Origin of the sequence: Streptomyces cyaneofuscatus, from assembly GCF_042718795.1 — a bacterium.
Classification (GTDB): domain Bacteria; phylum Actinomycetota; class Actinomycetes; order Streptomycetales; family Streptomycetaceae; genus Streptomyces; species Streptomyces cyaneofuscatus_A.
Map to the genome: position 1 here is coordinate 215,964 of NZ_JBHXOX010000009.1, position 24,198 is coordinate 240,161.

Here is a 24,198-nt window from a genome sequence, read left to right on the forward strand (position 1 = left end):
GGAGTCTGTGAAGTCCGTGGAGGCCGAGAGTCATGACGTCGTGCGGTTCTGGGAGCGGCTCGGGCTGCCCGGGATCATCGACGTGCACACCCACTTCATGCCCGAGCAGGTCCTGCGCAAGGTGTGGGCCTACTTCGACTCCGCCGGGCCGCTCACCGGGCTGGAGTGGCCGATCACCTACCGGTACGAGGAGGAGCAGCGGCTCGCCCTCATCAGGTCGTTCGGGGTGCGCCGCTTCACCTCCATGCTCTACCCGCACAAGCCCGGCATGGCCCGCTGGCTCAACGACTGGGCCGTCGGCTTCGCCGCCCGGGTGCCCGACTGCCTGCACACCGCGACCCTCTTCCCGGAGGAGGGCGTGGAGTTGTACGTGAAGGAGGCCGTCGAGAACGGGGCGCGGGTCTTCAAGTCGCACCTCCAGGTGGGGAACTATGACGCCAACGACCCCTTGCTGGAAGGGGCTTGGGGGCTGCTCGCCGAGGCCGGGGTGCCGGTGGTCATGCACTGCGGGTCCGGACCGGCGCCGGGGAGGTTCACCGGGCCCGAGCCCATCGGGCGGCTCCTCGCGCGCCACCCCCGGCTGCGGTTGATCGTGGCGCACATGGGGATGCCGGAGTACGCGGAGTTCCTGGCGCTGGCGGCCGCGTATCCCGAGGTGCGGCTCGATACGACGATGGCGTTCACCGACTTCAGCGAACGGCTCTCCCCGTTTCCGGCCGACCAGCGCGGGCGGCTCGCCGATCTCGGGGACCGGATCCTGCTCGGGACGGACTTCCCGAACATCCCGTATCCGTACGTCCACCAGTTGGAGGCCCTGGAGCGGCTGGGGCTCGGAGAGGAGTGGTTGCGGGCCGTCTGCTACCGGAACGCGGAGGCGTTGTTCGGGATCCGCACGTAGAGAGCCGCCGCTTTCTCAGGCAATTCACAGAAACGGGTCAGGCTTCTCTCACGGGCGCCTCACAGGCTGGTGCCCATGACGACGACGACCGCGCCCCAGGGGCGTACCGAACTGCTCAGGCCGGACCGTACGCCCGTCCGCGTCCTGGTCGTGGACGACGAGGCCCCGCTCGCCGAGCTGCTCTCGATGGCCCTGCGGTACGAGGGGTGGGAGGTGCGCAGCGCCGCCGACGGGGCCGGGGCCGTCCGCGCGGCCCGTGACTTCCGCCCGGACGCGGTGGTGCTCGACGTGATGCTCCCGGACATGGACGGGCTCTCCGTGCTGGGCCGGCTCCGGCGGGACCACTCCGACGTACCCGTCCTCTTCCTGACCGCCCGGGACGCCGTGGAGGACCGCATCGCCGGGCTCACGGCGGGCGGCGACGACTACGTGACCAAGCCGTTCAGCCTGGAGGAGGTCGTGGCCCGGCTGCGCGGGCTGATCCGCCGCTCCGGCACCGCCCTCGCCGCCGAGCGGAGCCAGTCGACGCTCACCGTCGGGGACCTGGTGCTGGACGAGGACAGCCATGAGGTGAGCCGGGGCGGGGACGCGATCCACCTGACCGCCACGGAGTTCGAGCTGCTGCGGTTCCTGATGCGCAACCCGCGCCGGGTGCTCAGCAAGGCGCAGATCCTGGACCGGGTCTGGAACTACGACTTCGGCGGCCAGGCCAACGTCGTCGAGCTCTACATCTCGTACCTCCGCAAGAAGATCGACGCCGGACGGACGCCGATGATCCACACCCGGCGCGGGGCGGGGTATCTGATCAAGCCCGGTGAATAGGCGCCCGGGCGTCAGGGGTGTGCTGCGGCGGCCGTGGACCCTGCGGACCCGGCTCGTCGTCTCCGCCGTCTCCCTGATCGCCGTCGTCGCGGCCGTCATCGGGTCCGTCACCGCCATCGCCTTCCACAGCTACCTGTACGGCAAGCTCGACGACCAGCTCCACTCCATCGCCGTACGCGCGGAGCGGCCACCAGGACCCGGGCCGCTGCCCGAGGCCCTGCGGGACGCCGGTCCGCTCGGCTTCGTCGGCGGGGGCGGGCAGCCGCTCGGCACGTTCGGGGCCCTCGTCGACGACGACCGGGACATCAGCGCGTCGAAGGTCGTCGAGGACGGCGGGCTGCGCTCCGAGGAGAGCGCGAAGCCGCTGACTCAGGCGCAGCGGCGGGCCCTGGAGGCGGCGGCCCCGGCGCTCGGCGACGGTGCCCGGAGCGTCGATCTGCCCGGCCTCGGCGGCTACCGCGTCGAGGCCGCCACCACCACCGAGGGCCGCACCGTCCTCGTCGGGATCCCCACCGCCGAGGTGAGCGGCGCGCTCACCACCCTGATCGTCGTCGAGGTCTGTGTCACCGCCGCCGGCCTCATCGCCGCATCCCTCGCCGGCACCGTCCTCGTCGGCGTCGCCCTGCGCCCGCTGCGCCGGGTCGCCGCCACCGCCACCCGGGTCGCCGAACTCCCGCTCCACAGCGGTGAGGTGGCGCTCCTCGAACGCGTTCCGGACGCCGAGGCCGATCCCCGTACGGAGGTCGGGCAGGTCGGCGCGGCGCTCAACCGGATGCTGGGGCACGTCGGTTCGGCGCTGATGGTCCGGCAGGAGAGCGAGACGCGGGTACGGCAGTTCGTCGCCGACGCCAGCCATGAGCTGCGCACCCCGCTGGCCTCGATCCGGGGGTACGCCGAGCTGACCCGGCGCGCCACCCGTCGGGAGCACGCGGACACCGTCACCCGGCACGCGCTCGGGCGGATCGAGTCGGAGGCGGACCGGATGACGGGGCTGGTGGAGGATCTGCTGCTGCTCGCGCGGCTCGATGCCGGACGCCCGCTCTCGTACGAGAGCAGTGATCTGCTGCCATTGGTGGTGGACGCGGTGAGCGATGCCCGGGCGGCAGACACGGCCACCGGCGGCGACGCGCTCCACCGCTGGCGGCTGGAGCTGCCCGACGAGCCCGTGACCGTACGCGCCGATCCCGCCCGGCTCCAGCAGGTGCTGGTCAACCTGCTGGCCAACGCCCGCACCCACACCCCGCCGGGGACGACGGTGACGGTCTCCGTGAAGCCGTGCGCACGGCCGGGTGCACAGGCGCCCGTACAGCCGCCCGTACAGACGTCCGTAGGTGGCGGTGAGCCGGTCACCCTGGAGGTACGGGACGACGGGCCCGGGATTCCGGCGGAGCTGCTGCCGCACGTCTTCGAGCGGTTCGCGCGCGGTGACGCCTCGCGCACCCGGGGCGCCGCCGACGAGAGGACCACCACCGGCTCCACCGGTCTCGGCCTCGCCATCGTGCAGGCCGTCGTCTCCGCGCACGGCGGGCGCGTACGGGTGGACTCCGCGCCGGGCCGGACGGTCTTCGCGGTCGAGCTGCCGGCCGCGACGGCCGCGATGGACGCGACGGCCGCGACGGACGCGACGGCCGCACAACAGGGTTCACAGGACGGGGACAGGCTCACCACACCGGTGTGACAGCGCGGTTGGCGAACGTCGGTGCCATGACCACCACCGACAGCCTCCGCAGCGGACCCGGCCCCGACGGCCGCCGCAGCGCGAACCGCGGCCGTCTGCCGGGCAGGGAGCATCTGCCGGCCTGGCAGACGGCGCCCGCCGCCTCCGCCGTCCCTGTCCCCGTCCCCGTCCTCGATGTCGTCGTCCCCGTCCACAACGAGGAGAAGGACCTCCGCCCCTGTGTCCTGCGCCTCCACGACCACCTCTCCCGCACCTTCCCGTACGCCTTCCGCGTCACCGTCGCCGACAACGCGTCCACCGACTCCACGCCGGCCGTCGCGGCCGCGCTCGCGGCGGAGCTGCGCGGGGTGCGGCACGTACGGCTGGAGGAGAAAGGGCGCGGGCGGGCGCTGCGTACGGTCTGGTCGGACTCCGACGCACCGGTCCTCGCCTACATGGACGTCGACCTCTCCACCGACCTCAACGCCCTCCTCCCCCTGGTCGCCCCGCTGATCTCCGGCCACTCCGACCTGGCCATCGGCTCGCGGCTCGCCCGGAGTGCACGGGTGGTGCGCGGGTCGAAGCGGGAGTTCATCTCGCGCGCCTACAACCTCATCCTGCGCTCCTCCCTCGCCGCCGGCTTCAGCGACGCCCAGTGCGGGTTCAAGGCGATCCGGAGCGAGGTGGCCGAACGGCTGCTGCCGATGGTGGAGGACAGCGGCTGGTTCTTCGACACCGAACTGCTGGTCCTCGCCGAACGGGCCGGGCTGCGCATCCACGAGGTGCCCGTCGACTGGATCGACGACCCCGACTCGACCGTCCATATCGTGCGGACGGCCACCGAGGACCTGAAAGGGGTGTGGCGGGTGGGGCGCGCGCTCGCCGTGGGCGCCCTGCCGCTGGACCGGCTGGCCCGGCCCTTCGGCGACGACCCGCGCGACCGGGCGCTGACCGGGGTGGAGCGCGGACTGGCCCGGCAGTTGGTCGGGTTCTGTGCGGTCGGGGTCCTGTCCACCCTCTTCTACCTGGCCCTCTACTCCCTCTTCCGGCTCGGCGTCGGCCCGCAGCTCGCCAACGGCGGCGCGCTCCTCGTCTCCGCCGTCGCCAACACCGCCGCGAACCGCCGTCTCACCTTCGGCGTACGCGGCCGGAGCGGAGCCGTACGCCATCAGGCCCAGGGCCTCGTCGTCTTCGCGATCGGCCTCGCCCTGACCAGCGGATCCCTCGCGGCGCTCGGCGCGGCCACCGGCTCGCCGTCGCACGGCACCTCGCCCTCGCACTCCACCGAGCTGGCCGTCCTGGTCACCGCCAACCTCGCCGCCACCGTGCTGCGCTTCCTGCTCCTGCGCGCCTGGGTCTTCCCGGCCCGCGCCTGCCCTGACTCCGAGGACGTCCGATGACCACGACCACCGTCGCATCTCCGATCCCGGTGCCCGCGCCGCCCGAACGCGCCGGAGGCCCCCGCTGGGCCCGACCCGCGCTGTACGGGCTCCTCCTGGCCGTCGGGCTCGCGTACCTCTCCAACCTCAACGCCTCCGGTTACGCCAACTCCTTCTACTCCGCCGCCGTCCAGGCGGGCAGCCAGAGCTGGAAGGCGCTCTTCTTCGGCTCGCTGGACTCCGCCAACGCCATCACCGTCGACAAGCCCCCGGCCGCGCTCTGGCCGATGGCCCTCTCCGTACGGCTCTTCGGGCTCAACTCCTGGGCGATCCTCGCCCCGCAGGTGCTGATGGGCGTGGCCACGGCGGCCGTGCTGAACACCGCCGTACGCCGTCGCTTCGGGCCGGTCGCCGGGCTGATCGCGGTCGGGGTCTTCGCGCTGACGCCGGTCGCCGCGCTGATGTTCCGCTTCAACAACCCGGACGCGCTGCTCGCCCTGCTGATGACCGTCACCGTGTGGTGCGTGCTGCGGGCGCTGGAGCAGGGGCGGACGGCGTGGCTGCTGTGGGCGGGGGCGGCGGTCGGGCTCGCGTTCCTGACGAAGACCTTGCAGGCGTTCCTGATCCTGCCGCCGCTGGCCGTGCTGTACGCGGTGTGCGCGCCGGTTCCCGTACGGAGGCGGCTCGGCCAACTCGCCCTCTCCACGCTGACGATGGTCGTCGCCGGGGGCTGGTGGGTGGCGATCGTGGAGCTGATGCCCGCGTCGTCGCGGCCGTACGTCGGCGGCTCGCAGAACAACTCGTTCCTGGAGCTCACCTTCGGCTACAACGGGCTCGGCCGGCTGAACGGGGAGGAGACCGGGAGCGTCGGTGGGGGCGGGGGCGGCCGTGGGGGCGGTGGCTGGGGGGAGACCGGGATCGGGCGGATGTTCAACTCCGAGGTCGGCGGCCAGATCGCCTGGCTGCTGCCTGCCGCGCTGATCCTGCTGGTGGCCGGTCTCTGGCTGACCCGGAAGGCGGCCCGGACCGATTCCGCGCGGGCCGCGTTCCTGGCGTGGGGCGGGGCGCTGGTGATGACGGCTGCGGTGTTCAGCTTCATGGCGGGGATCTTCCACCAGTACTACACGGTGGCCCTGGCTCCGTACATCGCGGCGCTCGTCGCCATGGGGGTGGCGGTGCTGTGGGAGGAGCGGGCTGCCTGGTGGCCGAGGGTGGTGCTCGCGGGGGCTGTGGTGGCGACGGTGATCTGGGCGTTCGTGCTGTTGGGCCGGGTTCCGGAGTACCTGCCGTGGCTGCGGTGGGCGGTGCTCGTGGGCGGGCTGGTGGGGGCGGCCGGGCTGCTGGTCGTGGGGCGGTTCGGCGGACGGGGGCTGGCCCTCGCGGTGGTGGTGCTGAGCTTCGCGGCGTCGCTGGCGGGGCCGACGGCGTACACCCTCAGCACCCTGAACTCCGGGCACCAGGGGTCGATCGTGACCGCCGGGCCGTCGGGCGGGGGCGGTATGGGCGGGCCCGGGGGTGGTGGCCGGGGTGGCCCTGGGGGTCCTGGGGGCGGTGCCGGTGGTGACGGCGGTGGGCAGCGCGGCGGGATGCAGCCGCCGGGCGGTCAGGGTCAGGGGCAGTTCCCGGGGCAAGGGCAGGGCGGTCAGCAGGGCAACGCGCCCGGCGGAATGCCCGCCACGCCCGGCGGAACCGCACCCGGCACCGGCACCGGCTTCGGCGAGGGTATGAGAGGAGGTGGCGGCGGTATGGGCGGGCTGCTCAACGGCGCGTCCGTCTCCGCCGAGGCGAAGGCGCTCCTGGAGAAGGACGCGGGCGCCTACACCTGGACCGCCGCGGCCGTCGGCGCGCAGAACGCGGCCGGCTACCAGCTCGCCACCGGCGACCCGGTGATGGCCGTCGGCGGGTTCAACGGCAGCGACCCGTCCCCGACGCTCGCCCAGTTCAAGAAGTACGTGGCGGAGGGCCGGATCCACTACTTCGTCTCGGGCGGAGGCATGGGAGGCGGAGGAGGAGAAGGAGGGGGCCTGGGCGGGAGCGCCGGGGCCTCGTCCCAGATCTCCTCCTGGGTGACGGAGAACTTCACCGAGGTCACCGTCGGCAGCGCCACCTTCTACGACCTGACGCAGCCGACGAGTTGATGAGCCGACCCGTACGCGGCCGGGCTCAGAACCCGGCCGCGTACGTCCAGAAGTCCCGCATCACCTGGGGTGCGACCGGTCCGGCCAGCTCCATCTGGGTGAGCAGGACGGCGACCGTCCCCGTGGCCGGGATGACGTGGGCGGTGGTGCCGGTGCCGCCGATCCAGCCGTAGCGGCCCAGTACGTTCCAGGGGGCCGTGATCTCGACGTCCACCGAGCCGCCGAACCCCCAGCCCTGGCCCTCGGTGAACAGTCCGCTCGCCGCGCGCTGGTCCGGGGTGAGGTGGTCGGTGACCATCTGGCGCACCGACTCGCCGGCCAGTACCCGCCTGCCGTCGTCCGCCAGGCCTTCGGCGAGCAGCATCCGGCCGAAGGCGTACCAGTCGTCGACGGTCGAGACCAGGCCGCCGGCGCCGGACGGGAAGGCGGGCGGGGTGCTCCACTGCCCGTCCGGGGCGTCGACCAGCTCCAGACCGCTGCCACTCCCGCCGCCCTCCCCGGCCCGGTAGTAGCCGGTGAACCGGTCCAGCGCGGCGGGCGGGACGGCGAACCCGGTGTCCGTCATGCCGAGGGGCTCGAAGATCCGCTCCGCCAGGTACGCGGGCAGCGGGCGGTCGGCGACCCGGGAGATCAGGACCCCGAGGATGTCGGAGCACGTGTTGTACAGCCAGCCGTCGCCCGGCTGGTGGAGCAGCGGGATCCGGGAGAGCGCGGCCATCCAGGCGTCCGGGGCGGGGACGGCCTGGGGCTGGGGCGGGCCCTGTTTCAGCTCGGCGAACAGCGGGGCGAGGGCCGGGAGCGAGAAGTCGGACGGGAAGCCGTACCCGGCCCGGAAGGTGAGCAGGTCCAGGAGGGTGATCGGGCGGACCGCGGACACCACGTCGTCGACCGGGCTCTGCGGGGTCCGGACGACCAGCGGCGAGGACAGTTCGGGCAGCCACGCGGCGACCGGGTCGGCGGGGGCGATCAGGCCGTCCTCGACCAGGGTCATGGCGGCCGCGGCGATGACCGGCTTGGTGACCGAGGCGATCCGGAAGACGGAGTCCCGCCGCATGGGCGTGGTCCCGGCGAGCGTGGTCGAACCGGCCGCCGCCACCTCCACCCGCTCGCCCCGGGCGACCAGCGCCACCGCGCCCGGCGCCGATCCCCGGGCGATGTGGGAGTCCAGCAGGTCCTGCAGTCCGTGCGGGGTGCTCATGGTCGGCCTTTCTCCGATACCGCGTGCTCGGTCATGAGTCCGCCCCCTCCGTGGTGCGTCCCCCCGTGGGCAGCGGTCCGCGAGCGGTGCTCGGACTGTAAGACGTCATCGGTGGCCGAAAGAAAGCGGCGCGACGGCAAAAAGAGGCGACTGAAGGTAATAGGGACTCCGGAGCCTCCGGCCCCCGCCCTCACGGCCCCCGCGCTTACCCCCCCCGGCACCCCCCCCCGGCACCCCCCCGGCACCCCCCCCGGCACCCCCCCCGGCACCCCCCCCGGCACTCACGGGCCCCCGGGGCACTCACCGCTCCCGCAGCACCAGATCCGCCACGACCGCCCGGTGGTCCGAGGCCACGCTCTCCGGTACCCACGCACGCCGCACCTGCGCGGCCCCCTTCGACACCGCCACGTAGTCGATCCGCTTGACCGGGTCCTGCGCCGGGAAGGTCGGCGCCCCCGGGTCGGCGTCCGTCAGCTCCCCCCACAGCGGGGCAAGCTCCGGGGCCCCGGGTTCGGCGTTGAAGTCGCCGAGCAGGATCTTCGGGCCTCGGTCCTCGGCCATGATCCGCCGGGTGTCGGCGACCTGGGCGACGCGTACGGCGGGGTCCGGGCGGTAGTCGAGGTGGGTCACATACACGTGCACGGGCCGCCCCTTCACCCGTACGACGACCTCGCCGAACCCCGGAGCCGGGGCCGGGACCGGGTTGGGGTCCTGGGTCGAGAGCCGGGTGATCTCGTGGTTCTCGGCGCTCACGATCCGGTACCGGGACAGCACCGCCACCCCGAACTCCGCCCGCGGCCCGTCCGGTTCGGCGGGGTCCAGGCTGTAGATCGGCGCGAAGTACACGTACATACCCAGCCGCCCGGCCAGCTCACCCGCGAGATCGCGCCACTCGCTGCGGGTGCCCCAGTGCCGGTCGACCTCCTGAAGGCCGATCACATCGGCTTTGAGCGTGCGCAGTTCGGCCACCTGCCGATCGAGGTCGAACGCGTTGTCCATGCCCGCACCGGCATGGATGTTGTACGTGGCGACTCGAAGCGGCACGCCGGGGGAGGCAGCAGAGGAGGCCGCAGCGGCGGCGGGGGGCGCTCCGAGTAACGCGCTCAGCAAGGCGGCGGCGAGGAGCAGGTAGGGGAGGCGGGCACGGCTGGGGACACGGTGACGCGGCGACATGGCTCTCCAGTCAGCAGGGGCGGCGGCAGTCAGCAGGGACGGCGGCATCAGCAGGGGCGGCGGCAGTCAGCAGGGACGGCGGCATCAGCAGGGGCGGCGGCAGTCAGCAGGGACGGCGGCATCAGCAGGGGCGGCGGGAGTCGGCAGGGATGGCGGGAGTCGGCAGGGATGGCGGCGCACAGGCCGTAATCGAGTTGTACGCCGTACAAGGGGTGCCCTACGGTGTACAACGCCCACTTCCTATACACCGTAGAACTCATCGATCCGTCAAGGCCGCAAGCCGCGCCGGCGACCCGACCGGCGACCAAACCGGAGACCCAGGAGCCCGCATGACGGCGCCCGCCGCACCGCGACCCGATCTCGCCCCCCAGGGGCACCCGCAGCGTTGGCTGATCCTCGGCGTCATCTGCCTGGCCCAGCTCACCGTGCTGCTCGACAACACCGTCCTCAACGTAGCCATCCCTTCCCTCACCACGGAGCTGGACGCCTCCACCGCCGACGTGCAGTGGATGATCAACGCCTACTCGCTCGTCCAGTCCGGTCTGCTGCTCACCGCGGGCAGCTCCGCCGACCGCTACGGGCGCAAGAAGATGCTGGTCGTGGGCCTCGCCCTGTTCGGCATCGGTTCGCTGGCCGCCGGTCTCGCGCAGTCCTCCGGCCAGCTCATCGCGGCCCGGGCCGGCATGGGGGTCGGGGGCGCGCTGTTGATCACCACCACCCTCGCCGTCGTCGTCCAGATCTTCGACGACTCCGAGCGGGTCAAGGCGATCGGCCTCTGGGCGACCGTCAACTCCCTCGGGTTCGCGGCGGGGCCGCTCGTCGGCGGCATCGTGCTGGACCACTTCTGGTGGGGCGCGATCTTCCTCATCAACATCCCGGTCGCCGTGATCGGCCTGGTCGCCGTCGTCCGGCTCGTACCGGAGTTCAAGAACCCGCGCGGGGAGCGGCCCGACCTGCTCGGCGCGCTGCTCTCCACGGTCGGGATGGCGGCGGTCGTGTTCGCGATCATCTCCGGCCCCGAGCACGGCTGGGCATCGGCCCGGGTGCTGCTGACGGCGTTCATCGGGGTCGCGGTCCTCGCCGGGTTCGTCCTGTGGGAGCTGCGCATCCCGCACCCGATGCTCGACATGCACTTCTTCCGGAACCAGACGTTCATCGGCGCGGTGGCGGGCGCTGTTCTGGTTGCCTTCGGTATGGGCGGCTCCCTCTTTCTGCTCACGCAGCACCTTCAGTTCGTTCTCGGGTACGGGCCGCTGGAGGCGGGTCTGCGTACGGCGCCGATGGCGCTCACCGTGGTCGCCCTCAACCTGACAGGCCTGGGCGCCCGGCTGGTCCGGAGGACGGGCACGCCCGCCACGATCGCGGCGGGGATGACCGCGCTGGCGGCCGGTCTCGCGGCCATCGCGGTGCTCGGGCGCGACGGGTACACCGGGATGCTGCTCGGCCTGGTCGTGATGGGCGCCGGGATCTCCCTCGCGATGCCCGCGATGGCCAACGCCATCATGAGCGCCATCCCGCCGGAGAAGGCCGGGGTGGGCGCCGGGGTCAACGGCACGCTGGCGGAGTTCGGCAACGGGCTCGGCGTCGCGGTGCTCGGCGCGGTCCTGAACATCCGGTTCGCCGCCCTCGTACCGGCCGCCGTCGGGGCCGCCTCGCTGCCGGCCGCCCTGGCCGCCGCCGACGGCCCGGGCGAGCGCGCGACGATCAAGGACGCGTTCGCCTCCGGCCTGGAGGCCAGCCAGTTGGCCGGCGCGGTCGCGGTGCTGGCGGGCGGTCTGCTCGCGGCGATGCTGCTGCGCCGGGCCGAACGGACGGAGGCGGCCGGAGGCCGGGCCGAGGCGGTGGGACCGGCGGCATAGCATCGGAAGGGGCAGCGCGGGGCTGGGGCCGGGCCGGTCCCAGCAAGCCAAGCCAAGGCAAGGCGAGACGAGACGAGGAGAGTGCGCCATGGTGTCCGCGTCCGACCGTGTGACGAACCCTGGGAAGGCCGCCGGCACGCCCCCCGAGGCGACATCCCCCGAGAAGGACCCCGAGGCGACGCCTGCCGAGAAGTCCCCCGCGCGGACCAGCGTGTGGCTCGACCGACGGACCCCTTCGCGGCCCCGCAGGACCGAGTCCCCGACGGGCCTGGACCTGAACAGGATCACCGAGGCGTCGGTGCGGCTGCTGGACGCCGAGGGCCTCGCCAAGTTCTCCATGCGCCGGCTCGCCGCCGAGCTGGACGTCACCGCGATGTCCCTCTACTGGTACGTCGACACCAAGGACGACCTCCTCGAGCTGGCGCTCGACTCGGTCTACGCGGAGATCGCACCGCCCCGTGAGGACGCCGACTGGCGGGAGCGGCTGCGCGAGCTGGCGCGCAGCTACCGCGAACTGCTCGTCCGCCACATCTGGACCTCCCCCCTGGCCGGGACCTTCCTCAACATCGGCCCGAACTCGGTGCTGTTCTCGTCCACCGTCATGGACGTCATCCGCTCCACCGGCCTGCCCCTGGAGCGGCAGACGGGCGCGCTCGCGGCGGTCTTCCAGTTCGTGTACGGATTCGGCACCGTCGAGGGCCACTTCAAGGCGCGGTGCGACGCGACCGGGCTCACCCAGGACGCGTACCACCGCCACGCGATGGGCACGATCCGGGCCCAGCCGCACCTGCGGGCGATCGTCGAGTCGTCCGACGACCTGATGGCGGCCCGGGGCGGTGACACGGTGGAGGAGATGCGCGAGCGGGACTTCGTCTTCGCGCTGGACCTGCTGGTCGCGGGCATCGAGACGATGTGCGAGCGGACGGACTCCGCAACGACCACCGCTGCCCAGCAACCCCGGCAACCCCGGCAACCCCAGCATCCCCGCCAACCTCAGTAACCGCGCCCCACGTCCACCGCCAGTTCCGGCCGCCGGCCCTCCCGCACGGCCTCCCAGCAGGCGGCGAAGTCCACGGCCACGTCCTCGTCGGCGGTGATCCCCGCGGAGTGCGAGGTGATGACCGTACGGGGCAGCCGCCAGACCGGGTCGTCGGGCGCGGCCGGCTCCTCCGCCAGCACGTCCAGCACCGCACTCCGCACCCCACCGCCCCGCAGCGCGGCCTCCAGCGCCCCCAGGTCCACCGTCGCGCCCCGTCCCACGTTGACGAACGTCGCGCCCCGCACCGCCGCGAACCGCCCCGCCCCGAAGAAGCCCTCCGTCACCCCGGTCAACGGCAACGCACCGACGACCCACCGCGCCCCCGCCAGTTCTTCGGCCTCCGCATCCGCACGCGCCGCCCCCTCCGGCTCCTCCCTCTCCGGCCCCGCGCCCCCGCCCGCCCCGATCACCCGGTCGAAGCCCGGCGGCGGCGCCTTGGTCCGTGCGGTCCGGCCCACCCCCACCGTCCGCACCCCACAACTCCGCAGCAGCCCGGCGACGGCCCCGCCGATGCGCCCGGTGCCGTAGACGAGGGCGGTCTGCCCGGCGACCAGCTCCGTCGGGAGCCGGCGCCACTCGGCGCGGGCGTGCTGGGCGACGTACTCCGGGACGGCCTGGCACTCCGCGAGCACCCAGCCCAGCACGTACTGCGCGATCCGCTCGCCCATCCGCCCCACGGTCCGGGTCAGCAGCGCCCCGGCGGGCCAGGGCCCGGCCGCGAGCAGCGGATCCGTACCGGCGTTGACGCTGTGGAACCAGAGCAGCCGCTCCGCCGCCCGCACCGAGCCCGGCAGTGCGGCCCCCACACAGAGCAGCGGATCACTGCCCGCCGCCCCGTCCTCCAAAGGCTCGGCTCTCCGCCCGGTGATCCGCTCCACCTCCCGTACGAGAGAGGCGCTCAGCTCGGGCGCGACCAGCAGCCGGGCCCGCGCGAGGAGCTCCGGGCCGGGCGGCACCACCCCTGTCACCGGCCCGGTGCGAGGTGAGCCGGGAAGCCGCCGGTCGCGACGGGCCCCCAGCGCTCCGGGGTGACCCGGATGATCGACTTGCCCTGCTTCACCATGGCGGCCCGGTACTCGTCCCAGTCCGGGTGCTCACCGGAGATGTTCCGGAAGTACTCGACGAGCGGCTCGACCGACTCCGGGACGTCGAGCACCTCCGCCACGCCGTCGACCTGCACCCACGGCCCGTCCCACTCGTCCGAGAGGACGATCACGCTGACCCGCTCGTCGCGCTTGGCGTTGCGGGTCTTGGCGCGCTCCGGGTACGTCGACATGACGATCCGGCCCGCGTCGTCGACCCCGCAGGTCAGCGGGGAGCCCTGGGGACGGCCGTCGGCCCGGGCGGTCAGCAGGATCGCCCGGTGCCGGGGCCGGACGAACGCCAGCAACTCATCGAGGTCCACGGCGGTGTTGGTCGCGATGTTGGGAGCCATGGCGACCACCCTACGACCGCGCACGCACACCACCCCGGCAGCGAACCACGCCCCCGCGGTCCCTATCCGGGCAACGCGTCGCCCTGTACGGCCTGGATGTCCAGCTCCACGCGCAGGGTGGTCCCGATGGCGGAGATGCCCGCCTGGACGACCTGGTTGTAGTTCATCGCGAAGTCGTCACGGCGCAGCTCGGCCGTGGCGTGGAAGGCGGCACGCACCCCGCCCCACGGGTCGGGCCCGGTGCCGAGGTAGGTCAGGTCCAGGTCGACCGGGCGGGAGACGCCGTGCATGGTCAGCTCGCCGTGGACCGTCCAGCGGTCGGGTCCTGCCGGGGCGATGCCGGTGGAGCGGTAGGTGATCTCCGGGAAGCGGTCCACGTCGAGGAAGTCGGGCGAGCGCAGGTGCTTGTCCCGCATGCCGTTGCCGGTGTCGATGCTGGCCGCGCCGATCACCGCGTCGACCCGGGAGCGGGCGACGTCGTCGCCGATCGTGATCCGGCCGCCGAAGTCGGTGAACCGGCCCCGGACGCTGGAGATCCCCAGGTGCTGGGCGACCGCGCCGACCGAGGAGTGCACCGGGTCCAGCGACCAGGCGCCCGGTGGCGGGAGCTGGACCCCGCCCTGGCGGGCCAGCACGATCTGCCCGCCCTCGATCCGGCCGCTCGCCGTGACGAGGGCGGTGGAGGCGGCGGGGGCGTACCCGACCGCCGTGACGATCACCGTGTACGCGCCGGCCGGCAGGGACCCGTCCGTGCGGACGGCCCCGTCCTCGTCGGCCGCGGCCCGCAGCACCTGGGTGCCGGTCATGTCGGTGACCGTCACGACGGCGTGCTGGACCGCCCAGCCGTCCCGCGTCCGTACCTGTGCGCGAAGTCCCATCCGTATCTCTCTCCTAGCTCCATGACCCTGGGTCACATGAGTCGGGCCCCGGGGCGGCCACGGCAGGCCGTCCCCTGCCTGCCGTACCCACCTCCGGGGCCCATTTCCACCCGGCCGCGACAGCCTCTCCGCAAGAAGTGCTGTCCGACCAGGGGTCTTTGCGATCCCTTCACGTGTTGACGCGCATCCTTATAGGCGCACGCGTGCACGTATGGGGAGGGATCAATCAGTCGCCGGGGTGGGCGAGCTCGATGTCGTGCCCGTCGACTCCCGTACCGGTCACCGTCACGGCACCCGCCACCGGCGGGTAGCCCGTCGCGATGACCGAGTACTCGCCCGCGTCCAGGTCGGTGAAGGCGTACGCGCCGTCCTCGCCGGTCGTCGCGGTGGCGACCACGTTGCCTGCCGCGTCGATCAGCGTGACCCGGGCGTCGGCCAGCGGGCTCCGGGCGGACCCGGCCCGTACGACGCCCCGGACCAGCGCACCGGCCCGCAGGGCTGCCTCGACGCGGGTGACGCCCTGGCCGCCGACCTCCACGGGCAGCGCCAGCGGACGGAACCCGGCCGCGTTGACCGCGACGGTCACGGAGCCCGGGACCAGCTCGCCGAACGTGAACTCCCCGGCCTGGCCGGTGGTCCCGGTGGCCAGGACATCGCCCCGTACGTCGGTGACGATGACCATCGCGCCGTCGACCGGCGTACCGGACTCGGCGGCCCGTACGGTTCCGGCCAGTCCGCTCGTACCGGAGAGCAGGATGTCGAAGGCCAGCGGCTCCTCGCCGACGACCACCGTGGACGCCTGCGGCTGGAAGCCGTCGGCGGAGGCGATCAGGACGTAGCTGCCGGAGCCCGGCGCGTCCAGGGTGTAGCCGCCGTCGCCCCGGGCGACGGCACGCCCCAGTTGCCGGCCGCCCAGCGAGATCAGGGTGAGCGCCGCCCGGGCGACCGGCACCCCTTCGGCGCCGCGCACGACGCCCTGTACGGGCGTGCCCTGGACGGTCTCGTACGAGGTGTCCTGGACGGTCCCGTTCTCGTACGAGGAGGTGACGGTGTCGGCCGCCTCGGCCGTATCGACCGAGGTGACCCCGGCCGCGCCCTCGGAGCCGAGCCCGGCGGCGCCGATGGCGGCGGGCACGGGAGCCTCCACCGCGGGGGTCTCCGGGGCGTCGTTGGCGGCGCTGGTCTTCAGGGCGACCTCCTTGATGAAGAGCGTCACGATGAAGGCGACCAGGGCGCACGGGGCGGCGTAAAGGAAGACGTCGCCGACGCCGTGCCCGTACGCGGCCTCCATGACCACGCGGAACGGCTCGGGCAGCTTGTCCAGGTCGGGGATGCCCCCGCCGCCCGTACCGCCGTGGCCGAGCTTGGCGCCCTCGGGGCCGAGGTCGGCGAGGCCCTCCTTGACGTACTGCGTGACGCGGTTGCCCAGGACGGCGCCGAGCGCCGAGACGCCGATCGCACCGCCGAGGGACCGGAAGAAGGTGACGACGGAGCTCGCGGAACCGAGGTCCTCGGGAGCGACCTGGTTCTGTGTCGCGAGGACCAGGTTCTGCATCATCATGCCGATGCCGAGACCCATGACGAACATGTAGACCGCGACGTGCCAGTACTCGGTGTCGTACCGGATCGTGCCGAGCAGTCCGAGCCCGGCCGTGACCAGGAAGCCACCGGTGACCAGCCAGGCCTTCCAGCGACCGGTCTTGGTGATGACCTGACCGGAGATGGTCGAGGAGAGGAAGAGCCCCGCGATCATCGGGATGGTCATGACGCCGGACATGGTCGGCGACTTGCCGCGCGCGAGCTGGAAGTACTGGCTGAAGAAGACCGTGCCGGCGAACATCGCGATACCGACGAACAGCGAGGCGATCGAGGCCAGCGTGATGGTGCGGTTGCGGAAGAGGCGCAGCGGGATGATCGGTTCCTTGGCCCGCGACTCGGTGAAGACGAAGATCAGGCCGAGCAGGACCGAGCCCGCGACCATCACGTACGTCTGCCACGACAGCCAGTCGTACTTGTCACCCGCGAAGGTGACCCACACCAGCAGCAGCGAGACGGCGGCGCTGATGAAGAACGCGCCGGTCCAGTCGACCTTGACGCCCTCGCGCTTGACGACCGGGAGCTTCAGGGTCTTCTGGAGCACGATGAGGGCGATGATCGCGAACGGCACGCCCACGTAGAAGCACCAGCGCCAGCCCATCCAACTGGTGTCGGTGATGACACCGCCGAGGAGCGGGCCGCCGACGGTGGCGACGGCGAAGACCGCGCCCAGGTAGCCGCTGTAGCGGCCGCGCTCGCGCGGGGCGATCATCGCGGCCATCACGATCTGCGCGAGGGCGGAGAGGCCGCCGACGCCGATGCCCTGGACGACCCGGCAGGCGATGAGCATGCCGCTGCTGGTCGACAGACCGGCGACGACCGATCCGAGGACGTAGATGACCAGGGCTATCTGGACCAGCAGCTTCTTGCTGAACAGGTCCGAGAGCTTGCCCCAGAGCGGGGTGGTGGCGGTCATGGCCAGCAGCGAGGCCGTGACGACCCAGGTGTAGGCGCTCTGCCCGCCGCCGAGGTCGGAGATGATCTCGGGCAGGGCGTTGGAGACGACCGTCGACGACAGGATCGCGACGAACATGCCGAGCAGCAGCCCGGTCAGCGCCTCCATGATCTCGCGGTGCGTCATGGGTGTGCCGTCGGAGGCGCCGGGGCCGCTGTGGCCTCCGTGGCCTCCGTGACCTCCGTGCTTGGCGTGGCCGCCCCGCACACCGGTCGGTGTGGTCGTAGCCATTGAGTTCCTTATCCGTGCGTATTTGCTTCTGTTACACAGGTGTACGGGTGTGCGCGTTGTCGCCGAGCCCGTTCCGGCACTCGCCGGAGTGGCTTCCGGGGGCACAGCCACCGGGTCCGCGACAGGCGAAGCTGTCGCGCAGCCGGGACAGCAGCGCGTTGAGCCGGCCGACGTCCTCGTCGGACCAGTCGTCGAGATTGCGGGCGAACATCTCGGTGGTCCGCCGCGTCAGCTCGCCGAGCTGCGCGCGACCGCCGGGGGTCAGCCGCAGGATGCGGGACCGCTTGTCCGCCGGGTCGGGGGACCGCTCGATCCAGCCGTGATCGGCCACATGGGCCACGTGGCGACTGGTCACCGAGAGGTCCACGGCCATCAGCTCGGCGAGCCTGCTGATCCGCATCTCGCCGTGCCGGTCCAGGAGCGTCAGCACGGCGGCGGAGCCACCGGGACACTCCGGGGGGAGTGCGCGGGCGAGTCCCCGCTTGACGGCCCCGACCGCGCTGAGCTGCCGGGCCAGTTCCTCGTACCGACTCCGTGCGGCCACCGGGACCCCCCAACGCACTGATGACTGTGCTGGTCATGGCTGGATATGTTGTTGCTTAGGGCAACCATAGAAGCCGTTGGTTGCTACAGGCAAACGAAAACGGCCTTGCAGAAGTAAAGGAACGCAAAAGCCTCCGTCGGGTCCGGGTCAAGCCCGTTTCCGCTGCGTTCCGCCGCTGGTCGGGCGGCGTGCCGGGTGGCCCGGGGGTTGGGCGGAAGGCCCGAGTTCGCTAGGGTCCTGCCCCATGGCACACAACCCCCACGCCCCTCAGCCGGGCCCCGAGGGCACCCCTGATCCGGCGGGCAGCACGCAGATGTTCCGCGCCTTCGTCGACGAGGGCGAGCCGCAGCGCCGGCAGCAGCCCGCGGCGACCTCCTCCGGGCCGAAGGTCGGGGTGATCGCGATCGTCGTCGCGGTCGTCGTCGTCCTCGGCGCGGTGGCGTGGCTCGCACTGGGCTGACGCACCGAACCACGACCTGAACCGCCTGGGGGGCGGGCAGCGGCCGACGTCGCTGCCCGCCCCCCAGGCGGTTCTGATTCTGATCTGCTTCGGCATCGGCATCGGCTTCGGTATCGGCTTCGGTATCGGCCGAGGTTCACTCCCACACGGCGGAGACGTCCTGGGTCTCGACGCGCATCCCCAGGGGCACGCGCCAGGACGCCACGCACACGGTGTACGTCTCCGAGCGCGTCGCCCCGGCCGCGATGGGCGCGGGAAGCGACTGGCTGGACCGGATGGTGGCCCAGTCGACGCCCAGGGCGCCGATGATGTGCGTGGCGAAGGTGATGGTTCCCGAACGGGCCGGGGAGCCGCCGGTGTTGCGGAACTCCACGGTCACCTTCTCGCACCACCGCTTGCCCGCCGGCGCACGCTGCGGGGCGCTCAGGGTGAGGGCGGCGGGCGCCGGGGGCGGGGCGGGTTTGCCGGGCGGGGGGCTGGGCGGAGGGGTGGTCGTTCCGCTTCCCTCACCGGGCTTGGACCCGCCGCCGGGCTTGGAGCCACTGCCGGGGGCGGAGGGCTCGGCGGGTTTGGGGGGCCTGGACGACGTGGGCGGCTGAGCGGGCTCACCGGGCCGGGCCCCGGGCTCGGTGCCCCCTGCTCCGGACCCGCCGGCCGCTCCCGTACGAGCTCCGCCCCCGCCCCCGCTCACGCCGCCGCCTCCTGCCCCGGGACCCGGAAGGGGTGCCGAGGGGCCTCCCGTAAGCCCATCGACGGCGTCAGGCCCACCGGAGCCTCCGGCTGGCGGCGGCGAGGAGGCCCCCGGGCCCCGGCCGGCACCAGACCCCCCGCCCCTCTCCGTACCCCCAGCGCCGCTGCCGTCCAACGGGACCAGCGTCACCTTCCCCGAGGGCCCCGAGGGCCCCTGGTGCCCCGAGGCCCCGCCCGCGGACCGCTCAGGCCCGCCGCCGCCCGCGCCCACCGCCGCGTAACCGTCCCCGGGGCCGCCTCCGCAGCCGGTCAGGAGGCCGCCGACCAGACACAGCGCGGCCGCCGAGGCGGCGATCACGGTGCCTCGGCGGCCGGCGGGTCCGCATGACTGACGAGTCTGACATCGCATCGCGCCAGTGTGTCTGACGCCCCGTCAATTAAGAACCCTCGTGCACGGCGCAAGCTTCACGTCGCACGGCTCGCACGGCTCAGTCGGAGATGAGCCCTTCCCTGAGCTGGGCGAGGGTGCGGGTGAGCAGCCGGGAGACGTGCATCTGGGAGATGCCGACCTCCTCGCCGATCTGCGACTGGGTCATGTTGGCGAAGAACCGCAGCATGATGATCTGGCGCTCGCGCGGGGCGAGTTTGGCCAGCAGGGGCTTCAGCGACTCGCGGTACTCGACGCCCTCCAGCGCCGCGTCCTCGTAGCCGAGGCGGTCGGCGAGGGAGCCCTCGCCGCCGTCGTCCTCGGGCGAGGGGGAGTCGAGCGAGGAGGCGGTGTACGCGTTGCCGACGGCGAGGCCGTCGACCACGTCCTCCTCGGAGACCCCGAGCGCCTTGGCAAGCTCCGGCACGGTCGGGGAGCGGTCGAGCCGCTGAGCCAGTTCGTCGCTGGTCTTCGTCAGCGCGAGCCGCAGCTCCTGGAGGCGCCGGGGGACCCGGACGGACCAGGAGGTGTCGCGGAAGAAGCGTTTGATCTCCCCGACGACGGTCGGCATCGCGAACGTCGGGAACTCGACGCCCCGTTCGCAGTCGAACCGGTCGATCGCCTTGATCAGGCCGATCGTGCCGACCTGGACGATGTCCTCCATCGGTTCGTTGCGGCTCCGGAACCGCGCCGCGGCGTAACGCACCAGCGGGAGGTTGAGCTCGATGAGTGTGTCCCGCACATAGGTCCGCTCCGGACTGTCCGTTCCCTCAGGACCCGAAGCGGGGCCGAGCGCGGCGAGCCGCAGGAACAGGGAGCGGGACAGAGTGCGGGTGTCGATGGCTTCCGGCGAGCTGGTGAGCACGGCGGGTGCCGGCACGCTCTTCGTGAGCGTGAGCACCTTCGAGCTGCCCTGTTCTGCGGACATGCCACCCCCTTGAGGTCGCGGACGGTCGCGGTGGCCGCGACCATCGGAGGAACGCAGCCTCCACCTGAATACCGGAGGTGGGGCTGCGGCAAACGCGCTTCCAGCAGAATGTCACATGTCGGCAACACGCTGTAGTGACATGTCGACAAGTCAGCGGTGAATCCGCCCTGGAAACAGGGGGTGTAGGGCATTTACACCGTCAGAACCGGTCCCTGGAGGGTCTACCCGTTCCGGTTACGCTTCGATCCTGTTTGCGGACCTCAGTCGGGCGAAACTTCTGGCCAGGAGCCTTGACACATGCATCTGGGAGACGCCCAGTTCGGCGCTGATCTGAGACTGGGTCAAGTTGCTGTAGTAGCGCAGGAGGAGGATGCGCTGCTCGCGCTCGGGAAGCTGGACGAGGAGGTGGCGTACGAGGTCGCGGTGCTCGACGCCGGCGAGCGCGGGGTCCTCGTAACCGAGCCGGTCGAGCAGCCCGGGCAGCCCGTCGCCTTCCTGGGCCGCCTCCAGGGAGGTGGCGTGGTACGAGCGCCCGGCCTCGATGCAGGCGAGCACCTCGTCCTCGGAGATCTTCAGCCGCTCGGCGATCTCGGCGGTGGTTGGGGAGCGCCCGTGAGCGGTCGTCAGGTCCTCGGTGGCGCCGGTGACCTGGACCCAGAGCTCGTGCAGCCGGCGGGGGACGTGGACGGTGCGGACGTTGTCGCGGAAGTAGCGCTTGATCTCGCCGACGACGGTGGGCATCGCGAAGGTGGGGAACTGGACGCCGCGTTCCGGGTCGAAGCGGTCGATCGCGTTGATCAGACCGATGGTGCCGACCTGGACGACGTCCTCCATGGGCTCGTTGCGGCTGCGGAAGCGGGCGGCGGCGTACCGGACGAGGGGGAGGTTCGCCTCGATGAGGGCGGCCCGGACGCGGCCGTGTTCCGGGGTGCCGGGTTCCAGGTTCTTGAGCTGCCCGAAGAGGACCTGGGTGAGGGCCCTGGTGTCCGCCCCGCGGGTTCTGGCGGGCGGGGTGGTGGGGTCCGGGGTCTCGGTCTGGATCTCCTCGGCGGGAGTGGCCTGGACGCCCTGAGGGGCGGCCTGAGAGGCACCCTGGGAGGCAACCTGAGGAGCGCCCTGGGACGGCTGGACGGACTGGGGAGGCACTTGAGGCGCTGTACTGGCCGGCACGGTGACGCCACCCCTTCGCGGTCAACTTCGGTCAACTCATCCGTCAAAAGCGGTCATAGCATCACAAGACATGTCCACTGTGTGCAAGCACCGCAAAAGTCCGTGTTGAGGTCATAAAGGTTTAAACAGCACAAAGAAACCCCTCGCCTGAACGGCGAGGGGTCGGCCGGAACGGGTCCTGCACCTACACAGGGAAGGGGCCGGGAAGGGGCCGGAGTGGTCTCAGAAGGGATAGTCGGCGATCACCCAAGTGGCGAATTCGCGCCACTGACCGGCGGCGGCCTGGTGGGCCGGGTGCTCGATGTAGCGCTTGAGGGCGGCCTCGTCGGCGACGGCGGAGTTGATGGCGTAGTCGTACGCGATCGGCCGGTCGGTGATGTTCCAGGCGCACTCCCAGAATTCCAGCTCCGGAACCTGCCCCTCCAGCTCCCGGAAGGCGCGGTCCCCGGCGGCGACGCGCGGGTCGTCCCGCTCGACGCCTTCGTTCAGCTTGAACAGGACCAGGTGGCGGATCATCGGTACCCCTACGGTTTCGCTACTTCACCAGTTCGGTCATGAAGTCGCCGACGCTCTGAGCAGCGCTGGAGACGCCTTCGAACCCCACCCCCACGAGCTCGGCGGACCGTTTGGGCGAGGTGATGATCGAGTACAGCACGAAGACCACCACTATGTAGAGCGCGATCTTCCTAGCCTGCGCCACTGCCCTTGCCTCCCCGTAGACCCCGCCTGACGCCGCCTGGACCCGGCGTGCGATCGGCAGATTGTATCCGCACGTATGGCCGTATCCAGGGGCTGCTCTCGATCACTGATGCGCCTTTTAAGGACCTAGGCCCCGCCCATAAAGGCCTTTTGCCCACCCGTACGGCTTCTGCGCCCCGTCAGGATGGATCCGAGCCCTCCGGCCCTGGCAGGAAACCGGAGGGCCGGAACAGGCCCTCACTGCGGGGTCACCGCCGCGCGACTTCCCCCCTGACCGCGACGGCTGACCGGGAGGCCCTGTTCTCATCGGGGGAAGCGGCCTGTCCCCCCGACGCCGCTTCCCCCGACCTGACCTTTTCCGGCGCTGCCGCCGAAGCGATCTGTCACACGAGGCCGCTGGTGTCGAGGTCGAGACCGAATGGCGCTGGGAGCCGCACGACGGCACCGAACGGGTGGGGGCCCTTCACGTGGGTGTACCCCAACTTTTGCGGCTCTGAAAAGAGAGTGACGCTGCGTTCCCTGCGGTCGACGAGCAGGTGCAGGGGCGCGCGGTACTCCGCATATCTACGACGCTTGACGGCACGGTCTGCCTCCGCGTTTGACTCGGACGTCACTTCCACGATCAGCAATGTCTGCTCAGGAAGAAGGGCGCTGCCGCCCTTGGCCAAATCCTCCGGTACAACAGCGATGTCAGGGATGTACCAGTTGGAGGTTCCGGGCAGATCCAGTTCCCGGAACCCTCCACGCACCCGAGTTCGCCAACCCGCTTCTCAATCTGGCGGCGTACCAGTCCGGCGGCGTGCTCGTGGTTCCACGTCGGTGACACCGGTTCGATGATCCCCTCAATGATCTGGACACGGCCCCCGCGCATACGCTGCACGGCGAACTTCAGGGCGCGCTCGACGTCGATGCCTTGGCTGTAGTCCGGTGCACCGGTCATTAGATCCTGCTTCCGTCTGTGTCCGAGGCAGGCTGCGAAGCATCACGCCCGTGGCGGCCTCAGTTGGGAGTGGGAGCGGGCCACTCAGCGATGACGTAGGCACAGGTCGCGAAGCAGGGATCACCCCCGCACGCGCGGGGACCACTGGCCCCGGCCTGGCGGGCCATAAAGCTCGACGGGAACACCCCCGCACGCGCGGGGACCACAGTTCGTGACCTGCGGGTTTAGGCGGCCGGGGGCTCGTTTTTACTTACTTCTTGAGAAACGGACATATCTCCCAGCGGTCCCCGTTCGGAAGTCGTGCGACCCTCATTATTTCGATGCACAGCTACGCCATCAGCACTCGGGCGACCTAGATCCCCTCGCAGCACGTTCGACCTGGGTGAGCTTCAGAAGCCGCCAAGGCGACAACGCGCAGGCCCTCGCCCACCCCGAAAAGGCGCAACCCTCCCGATGCGGCCGGACTTCATGTTCCGCCGCACGCCAGCGTCTACTTCTTGCCCTCTCCGAGAGCTGTGCGGAGCCAGTCGAGAGATCCTTGCGCTAGAAGCTCGTCGGCCAGGCGGTTCGCGGTCCCGGTGGTGAGGCGGCTGCGGCTGTTGTCGATCCATCGCTGGACGTTCTCGTAGCCCTGTGCCTTGTACTCGATGCCTTGGAGGAGGCACTCCAGCTTGTCTGCGTCGCGGGCGCAGACCGCCTCCGGTGACTCCTTCGCCTCGTACTCCGCGACCAGTTCGCGGACCGCCGAGGCCAGTACCTCGGGCATGCCCGCTGTCTGGTCGGCGGTGACTTCCTGGGGGTCGCCGGCGGGCGCGTACTTCTTCCCGAGGTGGTTCACGTCCCCGGTCCGGCTCTCCTGCGTGTCGTGCCATACGGCGAGGTAGGCGGCCCGGGCCGGGTCGGCGCCCTCCAGCTTCGCGATGATCGTGGCGATCAGTGCCGTACGCCAGGAGTGCTCGGCAACGCTCTCGGGATCACGCACCCCGGCCATCCACCAGCCGGTGCGCCGCGTCTGCTTGAGTGTGCCCGCTTCGAACAGGAAACGGCCCACCGCGGACAGGTCGTCAGCCACGACCCTCTCC

General features: G+C 71.7%; 21 protein-coding genes and 1 pseudogene. 8 read left to right on the plus strand and 14 right to left on the minus strand.

Annotation, left to right across the window (positions count from 1 at the left end):
* Positions 1 to 16 precede the first annotated feature (16 nt).
* From ACFWRT_RS12790 to ACFWRT_RS12810, 5 genes are all read left to right on the plus strand, one after another.
* Positions 17 to 898: an amidohydrolase family protein gene (locus tag ACFWRT_RS12790; protein WP_380951803.1), complete on the plus strand. Its 882-nt coding sequence runs from the start codon at positions 17 to 19 to the stop codon at positions 896 to 898.
* 75 nt (positions 899 to 973) lie between these two features.
* Positions 974 to 1,720, plus strand: coding sequence for a response regulator transcription factor (locus tag ACFWRT_RS12795; RefSeq protein WP_380951790.1), 747 nt, complete (start codon positions 974 to 976; stop codon positions 1,718 to 1,720).
* 19 nt (positions 1,721 to 1,739) lie between these two features.
* Positions 1,740 to 3,398: a sensor histidine kinase gene (locus tag ACFWRT_RS12800; protein WP_380951805.1), complete on the plus strand. Its 1,659-nt coding sequence runs from the start codon at positions 1,740 to 1,742 to the stop codon at positions 3,396 to 3,398.
* 26 nt (positions 3,399 to 3,424) lie between these two features.
* Positions 3,425 to 4,777: a bifunctional glycosyltransferase family 2/GtrA family protein gene (locus ACFWRT_RS12805; RefSeq protein WP_380951791.1), complete on the plus strand. Its 1,353-nt coding sequence runs from the start codon at positions 3,425 to 3,427 to the stop codon at positions 4,775 to 4,777.
* Positions 4,774 to 6,894: a mannosyltransferase YkcB-related protein gene (locus ACFWRT_RS12810; RefSeq protein WP_380951792.1), complete on the plus strand. Its 2,121-nt coding sequence runs from the start codon at positions 4,774 to 4,776 to the stop codon at positions 6,892 to 6,894. Before ACFWRT_RS12805 ends, ACFWRT_RS12810 begins: the two co-directional genes overlap by 4 nt.
* A 25-nt stretch (positions 6,895 to 6,919) precedes the next feature.
* Here the strand turns inward: ACFWRT_RS12810 and ACFWRT_RS12815 are convergent, their stop codons facing one another.
* The gene (locus ACFWRT_RS12815; RefSeq protein WP_380951793.1) at positions 6,920 to 8,092 is read right to left on the minus strand and encodes a serine hydrolase domain-containing protein; all 1,173 of its coding nucleotides are present in this window, start codon (positions 8,090 to 8,092) and stop codon (positions 6,920 to 6,922) included.
* Between the two features lie 300 nt (positions 8,093 to 8,392).
* Positions 8,393 to 9,265, minus strand: coding sequence for an endonuclease/exonuclease/phosphatase family protein (locus ACFWRT_RS12820; RefSeq protein ID WP_380951794.1), 873 nt, complete (start codon positions 9,263 to 9,265; stop codon positions 8,393 to 8,395).
* 329 nt (positions 9,266 to 9,594) lie between these two features.
* On the opposite strand from ACFWRT_RS12820, the gene ACFWRT_RS12825 reads away from it, so the two are divergent.
* Positions 9,595 to 11,124 carry an MFS transporter gene (locus tag ACFWRT_RS12825; RefSeq protein ID WP_380951795.1) on the plus strand — a complete coding sequence of 510 codons (1,530 nt, stop codon included), beginning with the start codon at positions 9,595 to 9,597 and terminating at the stop codon, positions 11,122 to 11,124.
* Between the two features lie 88 nt (positions 11,125 to 11,212).
* Entirely contained in the window at positions 11,213 to 12,124 is a 912-nt protein-coding gene (locus ACFWRT_RS12830) for a TetR/AcrR family transcriptional regulator (RefSeq protein ID WP_380951796.1), read from the plus strand.
* Here the strand turns inward: ACFWRT_RS12830 and ACFWRT_RS12835 are convergent.
* The 5 genes from ACFWRT_RS12835 to ACFWRT_RS12855 form a co-directional block, all read right to left on the minus strand.
* Positions 12,118 to 13,122: an NAD(P)-dependent oxidoreductase gene (locus tag ACFWRT_RS12835; RefSeq protein WP_380951806.1), complete on the minus strand. Its 1,005-nt coding sequence runs from the start codon at positions 13,120 to 13,122 to the stop codon at positions 12,118 to 12,120. The two genes, ACFWRT_RS12830 and ACFWRT_RS12835, sit on opposite strands and share 7 nt — an antisense overlap.
* 5 nt (positions 13,123 to 13,127) lie before the next feature.
* Complete coding sequence (locus tag ACFWRT_RS12840) at positions 13,128 to 13,598, minus strand: PPOX class F420-dependent oxidoreductase (RefSeq protein ID WP_355873689.1); 471 nt, start codon at positions 13,596 to 13,598, stop codon at positions 13,128 to 13,130.
* Between the two features lie 62 nt (positions 13,599 to 13,660).
* Complete coding sequence (locus ACFWRT_RS12845) at positions 13,661 to 14,476, minus strand: YceI family protein (RefSeq protein WP_380951797.1); 816 nt, start codon at positions 14,474 to 14,476, stop codon at positions 13,661 to 13,663.
* Positions 14,477 to 14,702: 226 nt separating this feature from the next.
* Positions 14,703 to 17,153 (minus strand): MFS transporter, encoded by a 2,451-nt coding sequence (locus ACFWRT_RS12850; protein ID WP_463288169.1) that lies wholly within the window; start codon positions 17,151 to 17,153, stop codon positions 14,703 to 14,705.
* A 136-nt stretch (positions 17,154 to 17,289) separates the two neighbouring features.
* Positions 17,290 to 17,802: a MarR family winged helix-turn-helix transcriptional regulator gene (locus tag ACFWRT_RS12855; protein WP_380951799.1), complete on the minus strand. Its 513-nt coding sequence runs from the start codon at positions 17,800 to 17,802 to the stop codon at positions 17,290 to 17,292.
* 244 nt (positions 17,803 to 18,046) lie between these two features.
* Here ACFWRT_RS12855 and ACFWRT_RS12860 point away from each other — a divergent pair, with 244 nt between their 5' ends.
* Positions 18,047 to 18,262 (plus strand): hypothetical protein, encoded by a 216-nt coding sequence (locus tag ACFWRT_RS12860; RefSeq protein ID WP_031122634.1) that lies wholly within the window; start codon positions 18,047 to 18,049, stop codon positions 18,260 to 18,262.
* Positions 18,263 to 18,398: 136 nt separating this feature from the next.
* Here ACFWRT_RS12860 and ACFWRT_RS12865 read toward each other — a convergent pair whose 3' ends face one another.
* The 7 genes and pseudogenes from ACFWRT_RS12865 to ACFWRT_RS12895 form a co-directional block, all read right to left on the minus strand.
* On the minus strand, positions 18,399 to 18,953 hold the full coding sequence (locus ACFWRT_RS12865; protein WP_381121267.1) for a hypothetical protein: 555 nt from the start codon (positions 18,951 to 18,953) through the stop codon (positions 18,399 to 18,401).
* 487 nt (positions 18,954 to 19,440) lie between these two features.
* Positions 19,441 to 20,307, minus strand: a complete 867-nt coding sequence (locus ACFWRT_RS12870) for an RNA polymerase sigma factor SigF (RefSeq protein ID WP_018513654.1) — start codon at positions 20,305 to 20,307, stop codon at positions 19,441 to 19,443.
* A gap of 234 nt (positions 20,308 to 20,541) precedes the next feature.
* Positions 20,542 to 21,453 carry an RNA polymerase sigma factor SigF gene (locus ACFWRT_RS12875; protein ID WP_380954483.1) on the minus strand — a complete coding sequence of 304 codons (912 nt, stop codon included), beginning with the start codon at positions 21,451 to 21,453 and terminating at the stop codon, positions 20,542 to 20,544.
* Positions 21,454 to 21,699: 246 nt separating this feature from the next.
* A complete protein-coding gene (locus ACFWRT_RS12880) occupies positions 21,700 to 21,993 on the minus strand; it encodes a Dabb family protein (RefSeq protein ID WP_380954482.1) in 294 nt (97 codons plus the stop codon).
* A gap of 19 nt (positions 21,994 to 22,012) precedes the next feature.
* Positions 22,013 to 22,177 (minus strand): hypothetical protein, encoded by a 165-nt coding sequence (locus ACFWRT_RS12885; protein WP_204117102.1) that lies wholly within the window; start codon positions 22,175 to 22,177, stop codon positions 22,013 to 22,015.
* 382 nt (positions 22,178 to 22,559) lie between these two features.
* Positions 22,560 to 23,116 (minus strand): annotated as a pseudogene (locus ACFWRT_RS12890) (Uma2 family endonuclease).
* Between the two features lie 490 nt (positions 23,117 to 23,606).
* Complete coding sequence (locus ACFWRT_RS12895; protein WP_380954481.1) at positions 23,607 to 24,188, minus strand: HD domain-containing protein; 582 nt, start codon at positions 24,186 to 24,188, stop codon at positions 23,607 to 23,609.
* Positions 24,189 to 24,198: the final 10 nt, after the last annotated feature.